Annotated in this window: 19 protein-coding genes and 2 tRNA genes; 5 read left to right on the top strand and 16 right to left on the bottom strand. The window is 62.4% G+C overall.

What is annotated here, in order from left to right; genetic code table 11:
* Positions 1 to 7: 7 nt before the first annotated feature.
* The 5 genes from rpmI to uvrB form a co-directional block, all read right to left on the bottom strand.
* Positions 8 to 205 carry a 50S ribosomal protein L35 gene (rpmI, locus tag CSC73_RS01990; protein ID WP_093281688.1) on the bottom strand — a complete coding sequence of 66 codons (198 nt, stop codon included), beginning with the start codon at positions 203 to 205 and terminating at the stop codon, positions 8 to 10.
* 263 nt (positions 206 to 468) lie between these two features.
* Entirely contained in the window at positions 469 to 993 is a 525-nt protein-coding gene (infC, locus tag CSC73_RS01985) for a translation initiation factor IF-3 (RefSeq protein WP_211840790.1), read from the bottom strand.
* Positions 994 to 1,052: 59 nt separating this feature from the next.
* On the bottom strand, positions 1,053 to 2,954 hold the full coding sequence (thrS, locus tag CSC73_RS01980) for a threonine--tRNA ligase (protein ID WP_163838768.1): 1,902 nt from the start codon (positions 2,952 to 2,954) through the stop codon (positions 1,053 to 1,055).
* A gap of 168 nt (positions 2,955 to 3,122) precedes the next feature.
* Positions 3,123 to 3,197, bottom strand: a tRNA-Val gene (locus CSC73_RS01975).
* Between the two features lie 191 nt (positions 3,198 to 3,388).
* On the bottom strand, positions 3,389 to 5,422 hold the full coding sequence (gene uvrB / locus CSC73_RS01970; RefSeq protein ID WP_163838767.1) for an excinuclease ABC subunit UvrB: 2,034 nt from the start codon (positions 5,420 to 5,422) through the stop codon (positions 3,389 to 3,391).
* Between the two features lie 156 nt (positions 5,423 to 5,578).
* Here uvrB and CSC73_RS01965 point away from each other — a divergent pair, with 156 nt between their 5' ends.
* Both CSC73_RS01965 and CSC73_RS01960 read left to right on the top strand, forming a co-directional pair.
* The gene (locus CSC73_RS01965; RefSeq protein ID WP_163838766.1) at positions 5,579 to 6,160 is read left to right on the top strand and encodes a GspH/FimT family pseudopilin; all 582 of its coding nucleotides are present in this window, start codon (positions 5,579 to 5,581) and stop codon (positions 6,158 to 6,160) included.
* 96 nt (positions 6,161 to 6,256) lie between these two features.
* A tRNA-Asn gene (locus tag CSC73_RS01960) sits at positions 6,257 to 6,333 on the top strand.
* A gap of 229 nt (positions 6,334 to 6,562) precedes the next feature.
* Here the strand turns inward: CSC73_RS01960 and CSC73_RS01955 are convergent.
* Genes CSC73_RS01955 through CSC73_RS01930 form a run of 6 tightly spaced genes read right to left on the bottom strand, consistent with a single transcriptional unit; the run spans position 6,563 to position 13,515 of the window.
* Positions 6,563 to 7,033 carry a type IV pilin protein gene (locus CSC73_RS01955; protein ID WP_281352854.1) on the bottom strand — a complete coding sequence of 157 codons (471 nt, stop codon included), beginning with the start codon at positions 7,031 to 7,033 and terminating at the stop codon, positions 6,563 to 6,565.
* Between the two features lie 3 nt (positions 7,034 to 7,036).
* Positions 7,037 to 10,762: a pilus assembly protein gene (locus tag CSC73_RS01950; RefSeq protein WP_163838765.1), complete on the bottom strand. Its 3,726-nt coding sequence runs from the start codon at positions 10,760 to 10,762 to the stop codon at positions 7,037 to 7,039.
* A 53-nt stretch (positions 10,763 to 10,815) separates the two neighbouring features.
* Positions 10,816 to 11,379 (bottom strand): pilus assembly PilX family protein, encoded by a 564-nt coding sequence (locus CSC73_RS01945; RefSeq protein ID WP_163838800.1) that lies wholly within the window; start codon positions 11,377 to 11,379, stop codon positions 10,816 to 10,818.
* 8 nt (positions 11,380 to 11,387) lie between these two features.
* The gene (locus CSC73_RS01940) at positions 11,388 to 12,404 is read right to left on the bottom strand and encodes a PilW family protein (protein WP_163838764.1); all 1,017 of its coding nucleotides are present in this window, start codon (positions 12,402 to 12,404) and stop codon (positions 11,388 to 11,390) included.
* 5 nt (positions 12,405 to 12,409) lie between these two features.
* On the bottom strand, positions 12,410 to 12,898 hold the full coding sequence (gene pilV, locus CSC73_RS01935) for a type IV pilus modification protein PilV (protein WP_163838763.1): 489 nt from the start codon (positions 12,896 to 12,898) through the stop codon (positions 12,410 to 12,412).
* 20 nt (positions 12,899 to 12,918) lie between these two features.
* Positions 12,919 to 13,515: a GspH/FimT family pseudopilin gene (locus CSC73_RS01930; RefSeq protein ID WP_163838762.1), complete on the bottom strand. Its 597-nt coding sequence runs from the start codon at positions 13,513 to 13,515 to the stop codon at positions 12,919 to 12,921.
* Between the two features lie 159 nt (positions 13,516 to 13,674).
* On the opposite strand from CSC73_RS01930, the gene CSC73_RS01925 reads away from it, so the two are divergent.
* The gene (locus tag CSC73_RS01925) at positions 13,675 to 14,736 is read left to right on the top strand and encodes a sensor histidine kinase (RefSeq protein ID WP_163838761.1); all 1,062 of its coding nucleotides are present in this window, start codon (positions 13,675 to 13,677) and stop codon (positions 14,734 to 14,736) included.
* A gap of 24 nt (positions 14,737 to 14,760) precedes the next feature.
* Here the strand turns inward: CSC73_RS01925 and ppnN are convergent, their stop codons facing one another.
* From ppnN to grxD, 5 genes are all read right to left on the bottom strand, one after another.
* A complete protein-coding gene (ppnN, locus tag CSC73_RS01920; RefSeq protein WP_163838760.1) occupies positions 14,761 to 16,143 on the bottom strand; it encodes a nucleotide 5'-monophosphate nucleosidase PpnN in 1,383 nt (460 codons plus the stop codon).
* Between the two features lie 109 nt (positions 16,144 to 16,252).
* Positions 16,253 to 19,675 carry a TonB-dependent receptor gene (locus CSC73_RS01915; RefSeq protein WP_246197265.1) on the bottom strand — a complete coding sequence of 1,141 codons (3,423 nt, stop codon included), beginning with the start codon at positions 19,673 to 19,675 and terminating at the stop codon, positions 16,253 to 16,255.
* 213 nt (positions 19,676 to 19,888) lie between these two features.
* Positions 19,889 to 20,491 (bottom strand): YhgN family NAAT transporter, encoded by a 603-nt coding sequence (locus CSC73_RS01910; protein WP_163838759.1) that lies wholly within the window; start codon positions 20,489 to 20,491, stop codon positions 19,889 to 19,891.
* Positions 20,488 to 21,234, bottom strand: a complete 747-nt coding sequence (locus CSC73_RS01905) for an SDR family NAD(P)-dependent oxidoreductase (protein WP_163838758.1) — start codon at positions 21,232 to 21,234, stop codon at positions 20,488 to 20,490. Before CSC73_RS01905 ends, CSC73_RS01910 begins: the two co-directional genes overlap by 4 nt.
* A complete protein-coding gene (grxD, locus tag CSC73_RS01900; protein ID WP_163838757.1) occupies positions 21,231 to 21,551 on the bottom strand; it encodes a Grx4 family monothiol glutaredoxin in 321 nt (106 codons plus the stop codon). The genes CSC73_RS01905 and grxD overlap by 4 nt, the downstream gene beginning before the upstream one ends.
* A gap of 131 nt (positions 21,552 to 21,682) precedes the next feature.
* Here grxD and CSC73_RS01895 point away from each other — a divergent pair, with 131 nt between their 5' ends.
* Together CSC73_RS01895 and CSC73_RS01890 are read left to right on the top strand one after the other, a co-directional pair.
* Positions 21,683 to 22,270, top strand: coding sequence for a superoxide dismutase (locus CSC73_RS01895; RefSeq protein ID WP_163838756.1), 588 nt, complete (start codon positions 21,683 to 21,685; stop codon positions 22,268 to 22,270).
* 175 nt (positions 22,271 to 22,445) lie between these two features.
* Positions 22,446 to 22,871: a hypothetical protein gene (locus CSC73_RS01890; protein ID WP_163838755.1), complete on the top strand. Its 426-nt coding sequence runs from the start codon at positions 22,446 to 22,448 to the stop codon at positions 22,869 to 22,871.
* The last annotated feature ends 70 nt before the right edge of the window (positions 22,872 to 22,941 follow it).

Genomic DNA, 22,941 nt, shown 5'->3' with positions numbered 1-22,941 from the left:
TCAGTCCTCAGAGATACGGAAGCATACGATCCAGACGCTTGGAGTCTTCGGCGCGGACGATGTTCGTCGCACGAAGGCCACGCTTACGCTTGGTCGACTTCTTGGTGAGGATGTGGCTCTTGTTGGCGTGGCCAGCCTTGTATTTGCCGGAAGCGGTCTTCCGGAAACGCTTGGCCGCCGCCCGATGGGTCTTGATCTTGGGCATTGCGGTAATCCTTGTTGGTTTCTGTAACTGACCCGGGCGGCGGCCTTGGATGCTTCGTCATGAAGCGGCCACGCTTTCCATCCATGCCCAATGTCGGCTTGTAAGTCGTTGAATCTATTACGAAAATAACGACAGGTCCTGTGGCTGCCCCATACCCTGCAGGCGGCCGCCCGTTTGACCGGGCCGCATATTATGCCCGGAGCGGGAATTCCTTGCAAATCAGGGTTTTGCTTCCCTTCTCCCAACGGGAGAAGGAAAAACCCTCACTTCTTCTTCGGCGCGATCATCATGACCATCTGCCGGCCTTCCAGGCGCGGGCGCGATTCGATCACGATGTCGTCGCCCAGTTCGGTCTCGATGCGCGTGGCCATTTCGCGGCCCAGTTCCTGGTGGCTCATTTCGCGGCCACGGAAGCGGATGTTGATCTTGACCTTGTCGCCTTCTTCCAGGAAGCGGCGGATGTTGCGCATCTTGATCTGGTAGTCGCCTTCGTCGGTGACCGGCCGGAACTTGAGTTCCTTGATCTCGACCTGCTTCTGCTTCTTCTTGGCGGCGTTGGCCTTTTTCTGGGCTTCGAACTTGAATTTGCCGAAGTCCATGATGCGGCAGACGGGCGGATCGGCCTGGGGCTGGATTTCCACCAGATCCATACCGGATTCCTCGGCCAGGGCCAGCGCGGCGTCGCGCGAAAGCACGCCCACCATTTCGCCATCTGCGCCGATCACGCGCACGCTGGGTACGCGGATCTCCTGATTCTTGCGGTTTTGCTTGTTGTCGGGGGTACTGATTGTTGCAATCTCCCAAGGGATACATCCATGCCGGCCCCACAGGGGGACCGGGACATTTCTTACGCGGTTTGCTCGGCGCGCAGGCGCTCGACGAAAGCCGCGATGCTCATTGTGCCTAAATCTTCGCCCGAACGCGTGCGCACGGCGATGGCCCCGTTCTCTTTTTCCCGATCCCCGGCCACCAGCAGGTACGGCACGCGCTGCAGGGTGTGTTCGCGGATCTTATAGCCGATTTTCTCGTTCCGCAAATCCGAAACCACCCTGAACCCTTGATTCGCAAGGTTTTTTTGGACTTCGGCCACGTAATCGGCCTGGGCATCGGTGATGTTCATGACTACGGCCTGGCGGGGGGCCAGCCAGGCCGGGAAGGCCCCGGCGTGGTGCTCGATCAGAATGCCGATGAAGCGCTCCATGGAGCCGACGATGGCCCTGTGCAGCATGACCGGGTGCCGGCGCGCGGAATGTTCGTCCACGTACTCGGCGCCCAGACGCTCGGGCATCATGAAATCGACCTGCATGGTGCCCAGCTGCCAGGTGCGGCCGATGGCGTCCTTGAGGTGGTATTCGATCTTGGGGCCGTAGAAGGCGCCCTCGCCCGGCAGTTCCTGCCACTCCACCCCGCACACGGCCAGGGCCGAACGCAGCGCGCCTTCGGCCTTGTCCCAGGTGGCATCGTCGCCCAGGCGCGCTTCCGGGCGCAGGGCGATCTTGATCTGGATCTCCTGGAAACCGAACGCCTTGTAGACGGCCAGCGCCTGCTGGTGGAAAGCGGTGACTTCGGATTCGATCTGGTCCTCGGTGCAGAAGATGTGGCCGTCGTCCTGGGTGAAACCGCGCACGCGCAGGATGCCGTGCAGTGCGCCGGAGGGCTCGTTGCGGTGGCAGGCGCCGAACTCGCCGTAGCGGATCGGCAGGTCGCGGTAGCTGTGCAGACCCTGGTTGAAGACCTGGACGTGTCCGGGGCAGTTCATCGGCTTCAGCGCATAGGTGCGCTTTTCCGATTCGGTGAAGAACATGTTGTCCTGGTAATTGTCCCAGTGGCCCGATTTCTGCCACAGCGACACATCCAGGATCTGCGGGCAACGTACTTCGCCATAGCCGGTGTCGCGATAGACCTTGCGCATGTACTGCTCGACCACCTGCCAGATGGCCCAGCCCTTGGGATGCCAGAACACCAGGCCCGGCGCCTCTTCCTGCAGGTGGAAAAGCTCCTGCTGCTTGGCGATCTTGCGGTGGTCGCGCTTGTCGGCTTCCTCGATCCGGGTGATGTAGGCCTCGAGCTGTTTCTTGTCGGCCCAGGCGGTGCCGTAGATGCGCTGCAGTTGCTCGTTCTTGGCGTCGCCGCGCCAGTACGCGCCGGAAATGCGCGTGAGCTTGAACGACTTCAGGAAACGCGTGTTGGGCACGTGCGGGCCGCGGCACATGTCCACGTATTCCTGGTGGTAGTACAGGCCCATCGCGGTTTCGTCGGGCATGTCGTCGATCAGGCGCAGCTTGTAATCCTCGCCCCGGGCTTTGAACACCTCGATCACTTCCGCGCGCGGGGTGACCTTCTTGACCACGTCGTAGTCCTGCTCGATCAGTTCGCGCATGCGCTGTTCGATCGCGGCCATATCCTCGGGGGTGAAGGGGCGCTCGTTCCAGATGTCGTAGTAGAAGCCTTCGGCGATGACCGGACCGATCACCATCTTGGCCTCGGGGAACAGCTGCTTCACCGCGTGGCCGACCAGGTGGGCGCTGGAGTGGCGGATGATTTCCAGGCCTTCCTCGTCCTTCGGCGTGATGATGCGCAGCGAGGCATCGTGGTCGATGCGGTCGCTGGCATCGACCAGCTTGCCGTCGACCGCGCCAGCGACGGTGGCTTTGGCCAGGCCGGCGCCGATGGACTGGGCCACTTCCATGACCGTGACGGGGTTTTCGAATTCGCGGCGGCTGCCGTCGGGGAGCGTGATCGTGATCATTCAGTCGTTACCAGATACGAAAAAAGGCGCTGCGCGCCTTCGATACACCAACGGAAGAGGCGGGCAAGGAAGTCAGCAGGGGAAGTTGGTAGTGCTCATGTCGCACGCTAGACGGCAGGGCCGCCACCTCTGGATTGTCGCCTTTGCCGGTGCCACGCCGTGAAGGCGTGGTGGGCGGTACAGGGTTCGAACCTGTGACCCCTACCATGTCAAGGTAGTGCTCTACCGCTGAGCTAACCGCCCGGTATGCCCCGAAGGGAAGCTTTCAGGGGCGCGCATCATAACATCCATGCAGGCGGTACGGAATCGGCCGGAGCCCGCCGTCGAATCGGCCGAACCATCGAGGCTGCGAGGTTCGACAGGCCGGCGCATGGGTAGCTTCAGCGGCCGGGCCCATGATTTCCGTGCGTCGGGGGCGTAGCCCCGACCTACGGTCAGATGACCAGGCTGGCATCCTTCAACTTGTGGATCTCGTCGCGCAGGCGCGCGGCGTCCTCGAACTCCAGGTCGCGGGCGTGCTGGTACATCTGCTGCTCCAGGGTCTTCAGGCGTGCGGCGATCTGGGCCGGGCTGAATGACGCGTAGTCCGGGGCCTCCTCGGCCACACGGCGGCCCTTGCCGCGACCGCCTTTGCCGCCCTGGCCTCCCTCATTGGCCGCGTCGCTGCGCGCGCCTTCCAGGATGTCCACGATGGGTTTGGCGACCGAGATGGGGGTGATGCCATGCTCGGCGTTGTATTCCACCTGCTTCTCGCGGCGGCGGTTGGTCTCGTCGATGGCGGCCTGCATGGAATTGGTGATCTTGTCGGCGTACAGGATCGCCTTGCCGCGCAAGTTGCGGGCGGCCCGGCCGATGGTCTGGATCAGCGATCCCCGCGAGCGCAGGAAGCCTTCCTTGTCCGCGTCCAGGATCGCCACCAGCGACACCTCCGGCATGTCCAACCCCTCACGCAGCAGGTTGATGCCCACCAACACGTCGAACTTGCCCAGGCGCAGGTCGCGGATGATCTCCACGCGCTCCACCGTGTCCACGTCCGAATGCAGATAGCGCACCTTGACCCCGTGTTCGCCCAGGTATTCGGTCAGGTTTTCGGCCATGCGCTTGGTCAGGGTGGTGATCAGCACGCGATCGCCCATCGCCACCCGCAGATTGATCTCCGACAGCACATCGTCGACCTGCGAGGCCACCGGACGGATTTCCACCTGCGGATCGATCAGCCCGGTCGGCCGCACCACCAGTTCAACCACTTCCCCGCCCGATTCCCGCAGTTCGTAGGGGCCCGGTGTCGCCGACACATAGATGCTGCGTGGCGAACGCGCTTCCCATTCCTCGAACCTCAGCGGCCGGTTGTCCAGCGCCGACGGCAGCCGGAACCCGAACTCTACCAGCGTCTCCTTGCGCGAGCGGTCGCCCTTGTACATGGCGCCGATCTGCGGAATGGTCACATGCGACTCATCGCAGACCAATAAAGCGTCTGGCGGCAGGTAATCGAACAGCGTCGGCGGCGGTTCGCCCGGCGCCTTGCCGGTCAGGTGGCGGGAATAGTTCTCGATGCCGTTGCAGAAACCCACCTCGGCCATCATCTCCACGTCGAACTGGGTGCGCTGCGCCAGGCGCTGCGCCTCCACCAGCTTGTTCTGCGAATACAACTGCTCCAGGCGCTCTTTCAGTTCGGCCTTGATCGTATCGATGGCCTTCAGCACCCGGTCGCGCGTGGTCGCGTAGTGGGTCTTGGGATAGATGGTGTAGCGCGGCAGCCTGCGCAGGGTTTCGCCGGTCAACGGATCGAACAGGGTCAGGTTCTCTATCTCGCCATCGAACAATTCGATGCGCAGGGCTTCGATATCGGATTCGGCCGGGAATACGTCGATGACTTCGCCCTTCACCCGGAACGTGCCGCGATGCAGTTCGTATTCGTTGCGCGTGTACTGCAGGTCGCTCAAATGCCGGATCAGCTGGCGCTGGTCGATGTGTTCGCCGCGCGAGAGGATGAGGCGCAGCGACAGGTAGTCCTCCGGCGCGCCCAGGCCGTAGATCGCCGACACCGTGGCCACCACGATCGTATCGCGGCGGGACAGCAGCGCCTTGGTGGCGGCCAGGCGCATCTGTTCTATGTGCTCGTTGATCGAGCTGTCCTTCTCGATGAACGTGTCCGACGACGGCACGTAGGCTTCGGGCTGGTAATAGTCGTAATAGCTGACGAAATACTCGACCGAGTTGTTCGGAAAGAACGACTTGAATTCGCCGTACAGCTGGGCGGCCAGGGTCTTGTTGGGAGCCATCACCAGGGTCGGCTTCTGCACCGCCTGCACTACGTTGGCGATGGTGTAGGTCTTGCCCGAGCCGGTGACGCCCAGCAGGGTCTGCTTGGCCAGGCCGGATTCGAAACCCTCGATCAGCTTGGCGATCGCCTGCGGCTGGTCGCCGGCGGGGGAATAGGAGGAAACGAGTTCGAAACGATCGGTCATGGCGGGGATTCTGCGGCGATTGACCAGTATAGCGGCGACCGGGATTACGGCTGCGTCAGGAAATTCCTTACAGATCCTCGCGCGCCTTGCCGATGTCCGCGCCCCGGCAAGAAGAGGAATCTGGGCATGCCCGGACAGGGCCTACAGGAGAAAGCCATGCATCGGATGCCCACTACCTCCCCCGCCGAACCCGCGGCGGGTTCCCAAAGCCGCTTTCACGGTCCCGGAGGCTTCAGCCTGCTCGAGGCGCTGGTCGTCATGGCCATTTCGGCCATCGGACTGGCGATAGGCGTGCCCTCTTATCGCAGCATGATGGAAAACCAGCGCGCGAGCTCGACCATGCACTTGCTGACCGCCTACATGGCTTCGGCACGCAGCACGGCCATCAGCTACCGCATCCCGACGGTGGTCTGCCCCTCCAACCGGGCCGGCGGCTGCCGCATGGACGGCGACTGGAGCCAGGGCTGGCTGATGTTCTTCGATGCCGACGGCAACAGGCAGCCGGATGCGCGGGAAGACATACTGCGGGACGAAAATACTCCCCTCCACCCCTCCTTGCGCCTGGTCTCCTCGACCGGCCGCCCCCAGCTGCGCTACCTGCCCGACGGCCGCAGCGCCGGCAGCAATATCAGCGTGCGTCTTTGCCGGGACGACGTCCTGCTGTGGCAGGTGATCGTCAACAATGTGGGCAGGGTGCGCAGCGAAAAGGCTTCGGGGTCGACGCCGTGCATGCCCTGAAACCAGGCGTCTGCGCGCCTTTCCGTCAGAGAAATCGGCCATCGGCCACAACCCAGCCTTGCCTGACCGATTCCTCCCCCCTACAATGACCGCCCCGCCCGAATAGCTCAGCCGGTTAGAGCACTTGACTGTTAATCAGGGGGTCGTTGGTTCGAGTCCAACTTCGGGCGCCAGACACGTCAAGGGCTGCGAGCGATCGCAGCCCTTTTCATTTGCCCAAAACCCAGAATCCGGTTTTCTCCGATGTTGGACGCACGAAATACGGTGAATACGTAACCGGCGCAGTGAGTCGTTGGCTCGAGCCAGCTTCGCGTTCCACGAATAACAAAGGCTGCGATGAAATCGCAGCCTTTGTTGATGCATCGAACCGAAGCGTCTTGATGCGATTGTCGAATGACCAACTTACCAGCATTGGTCCGCGCTGGTAGCGGTCCCGCTCTCGCCACGCACGCCCTTGGCCGTCAGGGTCAAGGTCCCGCACTTGGTGTCGGCGGTAGCCTGCGCCCCCTGAGGAACCGCCTGCAACGTGAAAGTCTTGGCCCCCAGCGACCCCCCGACGATGCTGACTTGGTAATGCGGTGAAACCTCATTGTCGCACTGGCCGATTGCAGCGGCAGGCGCCGGAGCAGGCGGGTTGTAAGTGAGCCAGGTGGTGTAGTAGCGCTCCATGTACTGTGCCCGCTCCTGCAGGCAAGCCGCGCCTGCGGCCCGTCGCGACTTTACGACCTGATCACGATAGCTCGCATAGGCGATAGTCGCCAGAATCGCGACGACCGCCACGACGATCATCAGCTCTATCAAGGTGAAGCCGGCGATATGGCGCCTACCGCGGCCGTGGATGGATCCAAGCTTCATGCAGTTCGATATCTTCATGTTTCAATCCCCTACTATTTCGCGCCAGGAAACCCTGGACGGTGCCAGGACGCTGGAATTTGTTTTTCTTTGCACTGCGGTAGCGTCGTCCAGATTGATCTGGATGATGTCGCCGATGAAGATCGGATTGTTGGGGCCGCTCGATAGGCCGATACCGGATACTGGGTTGCCATTGACCAGATCGGCACTATTGAACTGCCCATCGCCGTTCATGTCGAAGAAACTTTGCGACAGCCTTCCGCCAGTGAAGGGATCGATCGCCATGACATAGCCCTTGCCGCTGGGATTGCAGACGTTGGTCGTATCCGGGATGCGGGTCGTGCCGATCAGCGCCAACCCCTGGAAGAAGTTGGGCACGATCATGCGCTCGCCCTCTGCGCCGTGGACCGGCGAAATCAAATCCATGTACCAGCCACGCGGACCGGAACTCACGTTGTCGCTGATGACCCGGGCGCCCAGGCCGCCGATCGTCGTTTCCGAAAGGATGCTGGTGCCGACCAACTGCGCCCTGCCGGCAATGGAAGTACCGTCGTCGATCAACCCGTACCACGTCTGCACATCCTTGTTGGCCAGGTCTTCGACATTGAGGTAGCGTCCGGTACCTATGAATACCCAGGTGCTGTCGTTCGCGGGATTCTTGGACACCAGAGGCGCGGCGGTAATAGGTTGCGCATCCCCGCTGTATTGGGCCTGGAACAGGTTCATGACCACCGGAGTGCCGGTCAGGTTGGTGATCTTCCACAGGTTGCCCTGCAAGTCGCCCGCATAGACGGCGTCGACGAAATCCGTCGTCCCGGTAGACCATGCATTGACAGCCGAAAGACCATTCGCCACTGCCGTGCCCGTGGATACCGTCGTGACGGCGCCATTACTCAGGCGTACCGTGATCAGGCTGGCTCCATCTCCGGTGCTGTTGGGACCGTTGCCTATCATCACGCGCCAGTCTCCATCGGCTACCTGCGCTATGACGGGTTTGCCGATGCTGTTGCCCAGCTGTGGAATATCGGCAGCGCTTTTTTCCCAAAGAAATTCGACGTCGTCCGGGTCGGTGATGTCCAAGGCATAGATGGCCTTGCCGCCGCGCCCCATGGTCCCCACCAGGATGGTCTTCCACGCGCCGCCGACATAGGCATCGGCGACGGTGATCTCGCCATCGACGAAATAACGGTGCGCGTAGGTGGGACTTGTGTAATCCCTCAACCCGGCAGCGATGGCCGCCTTGGGCACGAACGCGTAGGTTTCCACGCCGGTGTTGGCATTGAAACCATGGAGCATGCCGTCGTTCGCGCCCACATAGACTACAGGCGTGCGTGTGGTGTTGGCAGCCACATAAGCGCCGAAGGAATCCGCTCCAGTGAACTCTTGACCGTAGAACAAACGTCCGTTGGGCGCCCCGACATACATCGGCTGGGAATTGACGATGTCGCCCAGGATGCTCTGGCGGGCGCGCAGGCCTATCCCATTGGGCGCTTCATTGGACCTATCGCCACGCAGGTAGTCTACGACCGCCTGCGAACCCAGCGCAGAGGCATTGGTGCTGTCCAGGTTCGGATAGGTGAAACGCCTGTAGCCCGCCTGCGTTCCATCGTTGTTGACGTATATATTGCGCGTGGCCCACGCCGGAAACTGGCTGCCCGCATTCCACGCCGGAGTCAACGCGCCCGTCGTGGCATTGACCGTATACGCACTGAGCTCGCCGCGCCAGCTGCCACTGTAGAACTGGGCCTGGAAGGTCATTGCGCCGGTTTCGAGTTTGGTCGAATTGGCCGCGAACGAGCCGCCCGAACCATGCATATCGGAAATGATCTTGGCGAAAACGCGCTTCAGGCTTTCCACCATCCTGGCAGCATCGGCAGCCACATAGAAATTGTCGGGCCGCCTGTAGTTGGCTCCCGTTGGATCGACGTAATCGCCTGTCGTCCACCATTGCGCATCGGGCAGGGGCGTAATGTTGGTCGCCGGGTCGAAGCCGGTGGGCACGGTGAAGCCGCCGTATTTCGTCGCCAACCAGTACTGATTGGTGGACGGCGATTTGTAGTCGCGGTTTTCCACCACGTCCACCCAGTAGGTGGAAATGGTCTGATTGCCGGCCAGCGCATTGGTTGCGCCCGTCGGCCGTATGTCGCGAGTGTGCGAATCGTAGGCCAATGCGGCGATATAGGCGGAATTTTGCCTGGATGCGCCGTTGAAATCGCTGGCCGCAGACAGCGTTGTCGCCTGAGCGTCGGTGCGCCCTTCCATCTGCCAGATCTTCTTCAGACTGGCGACCACGTCCACGGTGGTATCCGCGGAGACTTCCGCCGGCTTTCCGGGTTCGCCTGCGCCGCTGGTGGCGCCCGGCAAGTTCTTGTCGCGCCAGGTGTTGGTATCGCCGATACCCAGAATGACGTTGGTCTGGCACTGGTACCTGATCGGGTCCTGCCAGTCGGTGATCACCGGAAATCCATCCGCAAGCTGGTAATCGTTATTGAGGGTCGAATACGAGGGCACGTTGCCCAGGTTCTTGAAATAGCGGACAGCGGCGTAATAAAGCTCACTGACATTGTCATAGGACTTGGCGTTGCGGCCCGTCTCCATCTGGCCGAATTTGTTGAGGTAGTTGATGACGCCGCTGTTGACGATGCCGGGCGCGTTGGTGGCCGTGGCATCGGCCGAATCCGGATTGACGACAAGGATGCCGGTGCTCGGATCCCATTCTCTGGCAGCATTGACCTGCGCTCCCGCCACATCCGGGTAGTAGGCATTGGGGCCGACGAACTTCTGGTTCGCTCTAAGCACACCGCCCTCTGGCTCCGTGCCGCCGCCGTTGTTCAGATATCCGAAGATGCTGTAGCGCAAACGGTTCGAATATTCCTGTATCAGGCCTTCCGGTTTGGCTACACCCGAATAGGAGTCATTGCAGTTGCTTTCCAGCATGCCCGTCACGCAGACCGCGACCCGGACACTGACCTCCCAGACCACATTGGCAGTGCTGACCGGCACCCCATCGACGGTAACGAGCGCCGCATCGCTCAGCGTATGGATTGCGGGGTTATAGGCCACCGGCTGGCCCGTACCCGGGTTGTTGTTGTTCAGCGCAGCCGCGTTGCCGCCGCTGGTGAAGCGCATCTTGTTGCCAAGACCGTCGATACGTGTGCGGATGGTACCCCAGCTGGCGGGAGTGGCGTTGCTGACCGCAGTGGAGTTCGCAGCTCCAGGGTAGGTGCGGCGTGGGAAGTTGGCCGTGGCGCTGGTCCCGCCATCACGGTCGGCCTTCGCTTTCTCCAGCCACGTTTCCGTGGTGGTGTCTTTTACCCGGTAGCCGCCGGTAAGCGCCGAACGGAACGGGTCGATCGTCTGGGTGGCGGCCCAGTTGAGATAGTTTCCGCTCCACAACGAACTGCCGCAAGCATGCGAAACGGACGCTGAACTAGGCTGGAAATGCCGTTCCGACTCGGTGGCGTTGTAGACGTACTGATAGCACTTGTTGGCGTCGAAGTACCCGACATAGCTGCGCGTGGGATCGTAGTCGCCGAAGTTGGCCACGCTGATCAGAGTGGGGAATTCGACTGACGGCACCAGCGAAAGATTGCCCGGCACGTTGCCGCCGATGGACAGCGGGGTCTGGGCGATTTCGACCGAAGTCGCGGGCAACGAGCTGAGAGCGGCCAGCATGCCGATCAAGAACACGCTCGCGCGGGATGCCAGGCTCGAGCGCCGCGGTACGGGCGAAGTAATAGGGGTCTTCATTTCTTTCTCCTCGTAAAGGGCAATCGCTTGCTCATGCCTTCTCTACGCGCGGGCTATTTGACTACGATGTTTGATTGCAATATGACAACCGAGCGGTCGCTACCTACAGGATTGTGGCTACGCGCAGTGATGCGATAGAAATGCTGGAGAGGTACGCCACCGCTGCCGCCGTACTGGTTCGCGTTGGCGCTGCCCGCCAGGCCCAGGTCGTCCTCGTTGGTGTATTGCCCCATGTACTCGATGTAGTACTGCGGAACCATGCCCGTAGAAAGCACTTGGTTGCCGGCGGGCATCGTGGTCCAGCAGTATTTACCGCCGCTGCAGGCTGCGCCGGTCAATGCGTTGGTGGGGATGGACGGACAGATCATGCCGACCACCGAACAGTCGAAACCCAACCTGGTGCCGGAAAGCTCAGCGGCCTGGATCCTTTCCTCGGCCTCGCGTAGTGCGGTTTCCGCCGACTGGAACGACAGGCTGCGATCGTAGAGGTTGGCGCTCATGCGCTCTTCCATCACTGTGCTGCGCAGTATCGCCAAGCCCAAAAGAGTCATGACCAGCAACAGAATCAGTACGACGAACAGCGACGCGCCGCGCTGAAGCCTGGCTGTGGATGGCATACGGGTTTTCATAGATTGCGATTCCGTAAGGTGACCACGTGCTCCACGGTGCGTCCCAGCTTGCCGCCGCTGGTACTCACGTTGTCCTGCCCCTGCATGCTCAGGACGATACGCACCGCAGATACCCTGGGCCAATCGGTGCCGGCGGCAGCGTCCACGTAGTTGACCGCCCCCGGCGCCAGATACTGGATCTGCATGTTCTGCACACCCTCGGTGATTTCCTGGTTTATGGTCTCGACCTCTCCACCATTGTTGCGGATGGATGTCTGGTAAAGGGACCGTCCGCCATTGCGGCCGTTGTTGCCGATATACCAGGCAGTAGCCCGCAAGCGGGCGATGGTGGAATTAGGTCCGTATGCATAGGACTTGCCATTGGTCGTACAGTCCGGGGGATTTGCCCAACCCAGGCCTTTACTGCAGTTTCCCGGCGTGCCAGTGCCCGTGTTGTGGACCACGGTGTTGTTGATGCCGTTCTGCGCTTGGGTGATCTGGAAAATGGATCCCTGCACGAAATCGCAAACCATCACGATATCGCCGTCGGACAAGCCATGGTCGTTGGTGTTGACCTTGAACTGCGCCGAATTCGGCTTATGGTCGGTCACAGTGACTTCGCCGGGCGCGCCCGACCGAAGCTCGATCGCGTCGGTGCCATTCACCCGGCCGCCGATGCCCGCACCAAACGGCGCGCCCACGAACGCCTCGGTGCCTTCGTAGCCATGTACTCCATCGGTCCAATTCCTCCACCAGTCGTTGGCGGAGGCGTTGACCACGTTGACGATGGGCACATTGCGCGAACACGGATTGCCGCCCGCCTCCCGCACTTCGCGCGCCATCAGCTCATAGGCCACACGCGCGTTTTCCTGCAAGCGGCTGAGATTTTCGGTCGACCGGAAAACCTGTTTGTTCGAGGCGAAGATGCCGATGGCCGCGGCTACCACCAACAATCCCAGCACCAGCGAGATCATGAGCTCGATCAAGGTGACGCCTCGGGCGAGGTGGCGCCTGGCGGAGTAAGGGGCAGGCATGCGCTTCATAGACGGGCCACCGTGTTGACTATATGGCGGTCGGCGGCGTTGACTTCCGCACCCTGGGCATCAAGACCGTCCGCGGCCCGACTATCGTCCCACTCGACGGTGATCGTGCAAGTGTCGCCATTGCAGGCGATGGTGCCGCAACTTCCGTCGTTGTCTCCCAAGGTGGTCTTGAGCGAACTTATCCAACGGCGCAGGTCGTTCTGGGCAAGCGTACCCGCACCCGGGGCAGCGCAAGTCCGGGCCAGGTTGTATCCCCCGCCCAAGGCGATATTGCGGTTGGCGCGCATCGCATCGAGGATCGAGTAGCTTTGGATAGTCGCCTGGGTGCGTTCGAGCGCGCTCTGGTTGTTGCGCAGCGCGGTAGCTTGCATGGCAGCCACTCCCAACAAACCGATGCCCAGAATCAGGACCGAGATCATGACTTCGATCAGGCCTACGCCCCTTTGGAAGCGGCGCGATGGATAACTCTTCAACTGCGTGTACATGCAGGTTTTCCTATGGGTAGTCACGGGCACGCGCCCGAACCATTAGCGGAACCGGTGGAAATCCGGCTACCGCCCGTGCCAAGGCTTACCACACGCTGGTTTTGCGTCGGACGTGTGGTGGGGATACATACGGTAATCGTGGTGGCGGCTATCAGACTTCCACTGACCGGATCGTGCGCCATGCCATCAGAACGGTACGAAATGCTGCTCGCAGCTCCGCCCATGCGCACTTGAAGAGGCGCCTTGACCGTGTTGACCCGGATGACCTCGGCCGCTGCGGGGCTTCCGTTGCTGTCCATGTCCAGGAAGGTGATCCATCCGGTATTCCAGGCGGTCGATGCGCTGCAGGTAGACCCATTGGAACTGCCGCAAACGATGGCGCGGCGGTTCTGACGCACGGCTTCCACCCGCGCCAGCTGCAGGGCGGCGACGACCTCGTTGGATTGGGCGGTGAGCCGGTTGCTATTGATCACCGAGATGAAGCTGGGCATGCCGATGGCGATCAGGATAGCTATGACCGAAATAGTCACCATCAGCTCTATCAGCGTAAAGCCGCGGAGCTGCCGGGAGGCCAGCAATGCGCTCCTGCGCCGCGACGTGCGGTTACCACCTTGCATGCCACTTCCCCAAGTTAGCGATGCTGCACCCTATGCCCAGATCCGGCAAAGTTCCAGACCGCAACCGATGGGCGGGCTTGCGGAGGGCTCAGGCGGCCGGTGTCTGCCGTCCTGGCCCATTGCAGGGCATCATGTCCATTGACTCGCCCTGGCTCGCCCATGTTCAAAGGTACTCAAACCCCGACCGATTCGGCCAAGCCTTCGCCACTGGATGCCTTGTGGCAGGCCAGGGTCATCATGTGGGTAGTGCTGGCCGGCGAAGGGCTGGCGCTGGTGCTGACCTTGGCGCCCGGCACCGATCGCGACCGCTGGATCTATTTCGCACTGACGTCCATGGTGATCCAATGGGTGTCGCTGACCTGCCTCGGCGGCCTCTATCTGTTGCGAAGATTCTTGCGCCGCCTGCATGCGCAGTATGTAGCCTATGTCGCCCTGACGTTGCTGGTGATTTCCACGTGGCTGGTGACAGGGTGCGCCTGGCTGTTGCTGCGCGGCGTGTGGTCGCTTACAGAGGAAGGCTGGCAAACGGTGTTCCTGCGTTTCACCGGAATCGCACTTGCAGTCGGGCTGCTGGGGCTGGCCGCTTTCCAGAACCACTGGCGCACCCGACAACTGGCCGTGCTGGCCAAGCAATCCGAGTTGGAGGCGCTCCAGGCGCGCATCCGCCCGCACTTTCTATTCAATACCCTGAATACCGGCGCCGCACTGGTGCACCAACGGCCGGCCGACGCCGAGCAACTGCTGTTGGACTTGGCCGACCTGTTCCGCGCGGCCCTCGCCGGCCCTCACGAAATACCGTTGGAAGAGGAATTGGCGCTGACCCGGCGCTATCTGGAGATAGAGGCCCTGCGTTTCGGCGACCGCCTGCGATTGCTCTGGCGCTTGCCCGAGAGCCTCCCCGACGCACGTATGCCGACGTTGTCCATGCAACCCCTGGTCGAAAACGCCATCAGGCATGGCGTCGAACCTTCGGCAGACGGCGGAGTGATCGAGATCGGCATTTCCAGCAAGGCCGGCATGGTAGACATCACTATTCGCAACACGTTGCCGTCGCGCGGCACGCTAAGCAGGAGCGGACACAATGTGGGCCTGAACTCGGTCGGCGCCCGCATACAGGCGCTGACCCAGGGACGCGGAAAATTGCTCACGACGAACGACGGGAATCACTTCACCGCTACCATTCTCCTGCCTGCCGACGTATGTACTACTGATACAGACTGAAATCCATCATCCAAAAATCGGCTCCTAAGCGCGTACGCGATAACAGGGGTGGTATTCCCCCGCGATCTTCATTCTGCGCTGTTCGACGAACGCCCTCAGCAACGCATCCAATGCCTGCATCATGCCGGCATCGCCGTGGATTTCGAAAGGCCCGAATTGTTCGATGCGGCGCATGCCGTCTTCCTTCACGTTGCCGGCGACGATGCCCGAAAAGGCGCGCCGCAGATCGGCCGCCAGCGCATACGCGGGACGGCCGTGGTGCAGGTCCAGCGCGGCCATGGCTTCGTGCGAGGGAACGAACGGCTGCTGGTACTCGAGCGGCACGTCGATGGCCCAGTTGAAGAAGAACGAATCCTTATGCGCGATGCGGTATTCGCGTACGCGCTTGATGCCCGCGGTCATCTTCTTGGCGACGGCGACCGGGTCGCCGATGATGATCTCGTAGCGCGCCGCGGCGGCGTCGCCCAGGGTCAGGCGGATGAACTTGTCGATCTGCTCGAAATAAGGCGCTGCGATGGTGGGGCCGGTGAGGATGAGCGGGAACGGCAGACCGGCGTTTTCCTCGCGCAGCAGTATGCCGAGCAGGTAGAGGATCTCTTCTGCGGTGCCCACCCCGCCCGGGAACACCAGGATGCCGTGGCCGACGCGCACGAACGCCTCCAGGCGCTTCTCGATGTCCGGCATGATCACCAGGTGGTTGACGATGGGATTGGGCGATTCGGCCGCGATGATGCCCGGCTCTGTGATGCCGATGTAGCGCGTGGTGCGCTTGCGTTGCTTGGCGTGGGCGATGGTGGCGCCTTTCATCGGACCCTTCATCGCGCCCGGGCCGCAACCGGTGCAGATATCCAGCCCGCGCAGGCCCAATTCGTAACCCACCTGCTTGGTGTAGATGTATTCGTCGCGCGAAATGGAGTGGCCGCCCCAGCACACTACCAGGTTGGGATCGGCCGGCTTCAGGATGCGCGCGTTGCGCAGCAGGCCGAACACGGCATTGGTGATGCCGACGGAAGATTCCAGCTCCTCTTCGTGTTCCGGGCCCAGCTCGATGGCGGTATAGGCCAGGTCGCGCACCACCGCGAACAGCAGCTCGGCCACGCCGCGGATGATCTCGCCATCCACGAACGCCATCGCTGGCGCATTGACCAGGTCGATGCGCACGCCGCGGTCCTGCTGCAGCACCTGGATATCGAAATCGGGGTAAAGATCGCGCGCGGCGCGCGGATCGTCCGACGCGCTGCCGCTGGTCAGCACCGCCAGCGCGCAGCGCCGCAACAGTTCGTGCATGCCGCCGCTCGATGCGTCGCGCAGCCGCGCCACTTCCACGCGGGACAGCACATCCAGGCCGCCGCGCGGATAGATCCGCGCGTCCTGTACCGGCAACGCCCTCGGTGCCGTTTCGCTCATATTCGTATCCATGCTTGTCTTTTTATAGGGCCAGAACTGTAGCGCAGTCGGCCCCACAAAAGAAAACGGCCGGATAAGCCGGCCGTTTTCCCAACAAACAAGCTGACAATCAGAACTCGTACTTGAAGCTCACCTGAGCCGACCACTGCGAAATGCCGTTGGTCTGGCTATCGGAGTTGGTCGGGATGCCCAGCGCGGTGGCCTGGCCGAATTCGGTGCCGCTGCGGTAACCGTAGACATACCTTCCTGCCATACCTGCCGGGCAGTTGACCTGGCAGATACCGACCAGGCTCGCCACCGCATTATTGGCATTGAAGCCGTAATCGATGATGTGACCCCAGTCCTTGTTGAGCAGGTTGCCCACGTTCTGGATATCGAGCCAGATCTTGGACTTGTGGCCCTTCATGAAGCCCGGAAGCTCCTGGCTGATGCGGATGTCGAAGGTGTTGACGAAACCGGAAGTGAAGCCGTTCTCGGGCGCATACCTGCCCTTGTAGCGGCTCAGATCCTGCTGGGTGCCAAGCCAGTTCCAGAACGCCTGCTCCATCGCCGGATTCGCAGTGAACGCGCCGGTCGCGCTGAGGCTGCCGAACAGCACGTCGCCCGGGCCCGAAGGCACGTAGAACAAGTCGTTGAAGGTGCGGTTGTCGCCATTGGCGTCGCCCGCGAAGATGTAGCTGTACGGACGGCCGCTGCGGCCTTCGTAGAACAGCCCCACCTGGGTGGCGTGGTCGCCGAAGAATTTGTGCGACCAGTTCAGCGAACCGCTGAAGCGGTCCTTGATCTCGTAGCGGGCGGTGGAGCTGGTGGGCTCGTTGACGCTGAAGCCCAGCTGCGAACCGTAGCCCGAGCCGGCGGTCGAGCTGGTCAGCGCGGACACTTCCTCGGCGTTGGTGCGGGTGTAGCCCAGGCTCCAGGACCAGTCGCTCTCGGCCGAGAACGGCTTGGTCAGCGAGACCGTCAGCTGCTGGCCCTTGCCCTTGTTGGTATTTTCCAGCAGGAAGACGTCGCCGAAATAAGTGTTGCGGCCGAAGCGCGCGCCGTTGGCGGGAATGCCGCCGGTGGTGGCGGTGTTGCCGAACGGCCTGGGGCTGTTGGGGTTCCAGTACAGCACGCGGCCATCGGGGCCTACGTAGCCCGGACCCACATTGAGGGTACGGTAGAACAAGCCGTTTTTGACGTCCGTCAGCAACACTTCGGCCGAGGCGACGATGCCGTTCCACGGCGTCTCCACGTCGATCGCCAGGTTGGCCTTCCACACCGACGGCAGATCGAAATCGCTGCTGATCGCATTGACGTTGCGCACGCCCGTGCCGCCAGCCGGGATCGACGGATTCAGGCCGTCCGCGGTGAAGGGCACAGTCGCCGGAGTAGTGATGTTCTGGTACGAAACGTAGTTCATGCCCGTGCTGCTGTAGGCATTCCCCACCCACACCTGCGGCGCATCGCCCTGGAACAGGCCGATGCCGCCGCGCAATTGCGCCGGGCGGGCCCAATCGAAGGTGTAGTTGAAGCCGAAGCGCGGCTGGATGATGAAATCGTCGCTATAGGTATAGGTGTTGTCGATGCCGAAGCCGCCGGTATAGCCGGCGCCGCACGCGGCGTTTGCCGTACCCGGGGCAGCGGCGAAGCATTGGTTGAACGGCGGGCTGGGGCTGGCTTCGGGCCGGTCCGCACGCACGCCCAAGGTCAGCGTCAGGTTAGGGGTGACGTACCAGGTGTCCTGCACGAACAGGCCCAGATTCTTGTTCTTGTATTGGGCCGCGATGAGGCTCGGATCGGTCGGGTTGGCCTGCAGGTCGTAATCGAAGTACTGGCCGCTCAGCAGCCTGCTGAAATCCGACACGCCGTTCACGGTGGGGACGTAGAAACTGTAGTTGCCCCAGGCATCCTGCAGGAAGAAATTGTAGATCTCGTTTTCGCTGTACTCGGCGCCGAACTTGATGTCGTGGTCGCCCACGGTCCAGGTGGCCGCGCCGAAATAGTTCCAGGTTTCGGTCAGCAGGCTGTTGCCCATCGAGCTGCGCTCGGTGCCCAGACGGATGGCGTCCAGATTGCTGAAGCTGTTGTTGTTGGTGCCGATCGGATTGTCGTTGCCGTTGCCGTTCACGCCGTCGTCGAAATAGACCTGGATGGTCGGCGCGGTGGTCGGATTGACGCGGACGGCCGAGTAGTCACGGTAGGACACCTTGAACTCGGTGGAGAACGTATCGGTCCAATCGCTGAACAGCTGGCCGACGTAGCTCTCCACCGTCTTGGCGTGATTGAACCAGTTCGAGCTCAGCGACAGCACGCTGGCGGTCGAGGCTTCCGGACGCACGCGGGTCTGCTCGAGCTTGCTGTAGCGCAGGCTGGCGCGGTGGGCTTCGCTGATGTTCCAGTCCAGCTTCAGTGCGTACTCTTCCAGCTCGGTGTCGCCGCCGCCGGTCAGGCTGCCCGGCTCGAAGCCCCAGACGTCGCGTGCGATGCGCTGCACTTCGGCCAGATCCGCGGCGTCGAAATCGGCGCCGCCCGAGGCCAGCGGGTTGGTGCCCTGGCTCTTGCCTGCCGGGCCGATGTTGGTTTGCTTGAACTTTTCGTAGTTGGCGAAGAAAAACAGCTTGTCCTTGACGATCGGACCGCCAAAAGTCACGCCCCAGGTCTTCTCGTCATCGTACTCGTCGAACGGCAGGCCGGTAACGTTCAGCGAGCTGCCAGCGATGCGGGCCGGGTAGTCGCCGAACCAGTCGCCGTCGCGGTAGGTGCCGTACACGGAACCATGGAACTCGTTGGTGCCGGACTTGGTCACCGCATTGACGTTGGCGCCGGCCGCGCCGGACATGGTCACGTCGTAGTTGGACAGGTTGATATCGATGGCTTCGATGGCCTCCATCGACACGGGCTGGCGCATGGTCGGCATGTTGTTGCCTTCCAGGCCGAAGCTGTCGCTGGCCGACACGCCGTCGATGGTGATCTTGTTGAAGCGCGGGTTCTGGCCGCCGGCGCTGATGCTGCCCGAGGCGCGGTCGGTGAAAGCCACGCGCGGATCCAGGCGCATGTAGTCCTGGATGTTGCCGTTCATCGAGGGCAGCGCTTCGATCGTCACCCTGTCGACGCTGGTGCCCGAACCCATCTTGGTCGCGCTGAACACTTCCGAGCCGCCGGCGACGCCGACTGCCGTGACGGTTTCCAGCGTGGCCACATCGCCGCCGGCCAGGGTGGCGTCGACGGTGCTGATCTGGTTCAGGGAAAGATAGACGTTCTCTTCCGTATCGGTGCCCGCACCGGCCTTGACCACGCTGATCGTGTAGGGACCGCCGACGCGCAGACCGCGCGCGTTGTAGCGACCGCTCGCATCGGTGGTAGCGCGGCTGACCGTTCCCGATTCAACGTGGGTGATGGTGACCTCGGCGCCCGCGACAGGAGAGCCATCGGTACCGGTCACCAAACCGCCGACGCCCGACGAGGTGCTCTGCGCGAAAGTAGGCGCCGCGGCGAGCGCGACCATGAGACCAAGAGCGATCTTGGACATCCGGAAACGGGATTGATTCATTTGATAAGCCTCGGATACGAGTTAGGCGATGGCGGTAAAAAGCAAAAGCTGGCGCGATCCCAAGTGGAATCATTCGCGCTGGATGAAGCCCCTGACCCAGTGAACTGCGTCACTTGGTTAACAACAGATTAACACGATAGAGAGCGGTTATTACCGTGTTATGACAAGTTCTTGCACCGCACCATGGCGGTGGATCGCGCCTTGCTGAAGCGACTAAATGTTGGGCGGCGAGAGTTTCAGGTAAGTCCCTATCCCGTCTAGGAACATCTGCACCGAAATGGCCACCAGCAGCATGCCCATGAGCCTTTCCAGCGCGATCAGGGCGCTGCGGCCCAGCCATTTGTAAAGCAGGGTCGCCGAAAACAGGATGGCGGCAGTGGCGCCCCAGGCGATCAGCAGGGCCAGGTTCCAGTCCCAGAGCCGGCCGGGGTCGTTGCTGCCCATCAGCATCACCGCGGCCATACCCGAGGGCCCGGCCACCAGCGGGATGGCCAGGGGCACGATGAAGGGCTCGCCGCCGGGCAGCTCGCCCATCAGGCCTTCCGGACGCGGGAAGATCATGCGGATGCCGATCAGGAACAGGACGATGCCGCCGGCGATCTGCACCGATTCCTGGCGCAGGTGCATCAATTCAAGCGCGTATTTTCCGCCCCAGAGGAACCCCATCAGCACCACCAGGGCGATCAGCAGCTCGCGCGCCAGCACGACGCGCTGGCGCTTGGGCGCCAGGGGTTTCAACACGCTCAGGAAAACCGGGATGTTGCCCAGCGGGTCCAGGATAAGGAACAGCAGCAGCGCGGCCGAGAGGATGGTCACGCGCGAACGCTCCAGATTTCGCCACGATGGGCCGCACCCGCAGATGACAGCAAGGTGACACAGGCGCCGGCATAGTCGGCCGGATCGCGCGCCTGCGCGTCTTCGTCCTCGGCATAGGCTTTGGCCCGCAGAGAGGTGCGCATGGGACCGGGTTGCAGGGCCGAGACCCTGACGCTGGAGTTGGCCAGCTCCGCATGCAGCATGCCCACCATCGCGCCCAGGCCGTGCTGGGCCAGCCCGTAGCCGCCCCAGTACGCCTGCCCTACCCGGCTCATGTCGTCCAGCGCAAACACCAGCGCGCCGTCCGGAGCCTGCTTGAGCAGCGGCAGGCAGGCCTGCGACAGCCACCAGGGCGCGGTGAGGTTGACGTGTATGGCACGGGCGAAGTTGGCCGGGTCGGTGTGTTCCAGCGGAGTGAGCCCGCGGAATTCGGCGGCGCAGTGCAGCAGGCCGTCCAGCCGGCCCAGTTCGCGGTGCAGGCGGTCCGCCATTTCGGCGTAGTCGTCCGGCGCGGCGCCTTCAAGATCCAGCGGATAAAGCAAAGGCTCGGGCCCCAGCTTCGCGCACGCATCGTAGACGCGGTTCAATTTGGGCGGCTTGCGCCCCAGCAGCACCACCGTGGCTCCGGCGGCCGCGCACGCCTGCGCCGCCGCGCTGCCCAGGCCGCCTTGCGCGCCGCTGACCAGCACCACGCGCCCTTGCAACGCGCCCGTTTCGCGGGTGGGAAGAGCGAGCAGGCTCACTGCGCCGCGGCCTCCGAGACGATGCGTTGCAATTCCCCCGACTCGAACAGTTCCAGGGTGATGTCGCACCCGCCGATCAGCTCGCCATGGATGAAGAGCTGGGGAAAAGTAGGCCAATTGGAGAAGCGCGGCAGGTTGGCGCGGATCTCGGGCTCTTCCAACACGTTGATGGTATGCACCTCCCCTGCGCCGGCGCTCCTGAGAGCATGCATCGCGCGGCTGGAGAAACCGCACATTGGGAATTGCGGCGTGCCTTTCATGAAAAGGACGATGGGGTGGGCCTCGACTTCGGCCTGGATGCGTTCCATCACCGGCATGGTGTTTTCTCCTGCTTTGACGGCCTGCAAACCGTGGTCGGGTAAACTCCCATTGTAAGCCTTCGCACGGCCCTGCCGTTGCGCCCAATCCTCCACGTACCGTCCCGCCTAGCACAGCAAAAGGAAAAGCCATGGCCATCGAACTTCCCCCGCTCCCCTACGACCGTACCGCGCTTGAGCCGCACATCTCCGGCGAGACCATCGATTTCCACTACGGCAAGCACCACAAGACCTATGTGGACAACCTCAACAAGCTGATCGAGGGCACCGAATTCGCCAGCCTGCCGCTGGAGGACATCGTCCGCAAATCGCAGGGGGGCATGTTCAACAACGCCGCGCAGATCTGGAACCACACCTTCTACTGGAACGGCCTGAAGCCGGCTTCGGAAGGCGGCGGCGGCGAGCCTGCCGGCAAGGTGGCCGAACTGATCAACCAGGCCTTCGGCGATTTCGCCAAGTTCAAGGAAGAGTTCACCAAGACCGCCATCGGCACCTTCGGTTCGGGTTGGGGCTGGCTGGTGCAGCGTCCGGACGGTTCGCTGGCCCTGGTCAGCACTTCCAACGCCGCCACCCCGCTGACCGGCGACGACACCCCGCTGCTGACCATCGATGTGTGGGAGCACGCCTACTACATCGACTACCGCAACGCACGGCCGAAGTACGTCGAGTCGTTCTGGGCGCTGGTCAACTGGGATTTCGTGGCCGCCAATCTGCGCTGAGCCGGGCTTGCGGCAAGACGCGAAAGGCCGGGCATGTCCCGGCCTTTTGTTTTTGGCGTATGAACGGTTGCTGGATTGCGAACCGAACGGGAGCCAAACGCAGCAGAACCGGCCGTCAACGCGAGCGATACCCATCGGTTTATCCGGTCGTGATTCCCACGAACAGGAGAACGAGATGAAGGCTTCGAAATGGCTGATGGTTTCCGCGCTGATGGCTGCTGCCGTTTTCACCGGCGACGCCTTCGCAGGCAGGCGCGACCGCGACAACAATCCGCCAGGCCCCGTCGGGGGACCCGGGACCAACTGGGAAAATCCGCCGGGGTGGAAAGGCGGCCCGGGCACTTCGCCCGATTACCGCTACTACCGCCACAACGGCAAACGCTACAAATTCGTCCTCAGCCAGCACGGTTATTACTACAACGCCGGCTATGGCTATTGGCATCCGCGCTACGGCTTGTGGAATCAGGCCCGCCGCTGCTGGCTGGACTTCGACAACAATCCGCCCGGCCCCGTCGGCGGGCGCGGTACCAACTGGGAAAATCCGCCGGGCTGGCGCGGTGGGCCGGGGGCTTCGCCGGATCGGTTCGGTCGTTGCCGGTAAAGAGGTCCACAAACGCCGACTAACGTAGCAACATATCGTAGGTCGGCCCTACGTGGCCGACGCGCGTGAC

Origin of the sequence: Pseudoxanthomonas sacheonensis (assembly GCF_010093305.1) — a bacterium.
GTDB lineage: Bacteria > Pseudomonadota > Gammaproteobacteria > Xanthomonadales > Xanthomonadaceae > Pseudoxanthomonas_A > Pseudoxanthomonas_A sacheonensis.
Note: the sequence above shows the minus strand (reverse complement) of the source record. Positions and strands in the feature narration are given on the sequence as shown.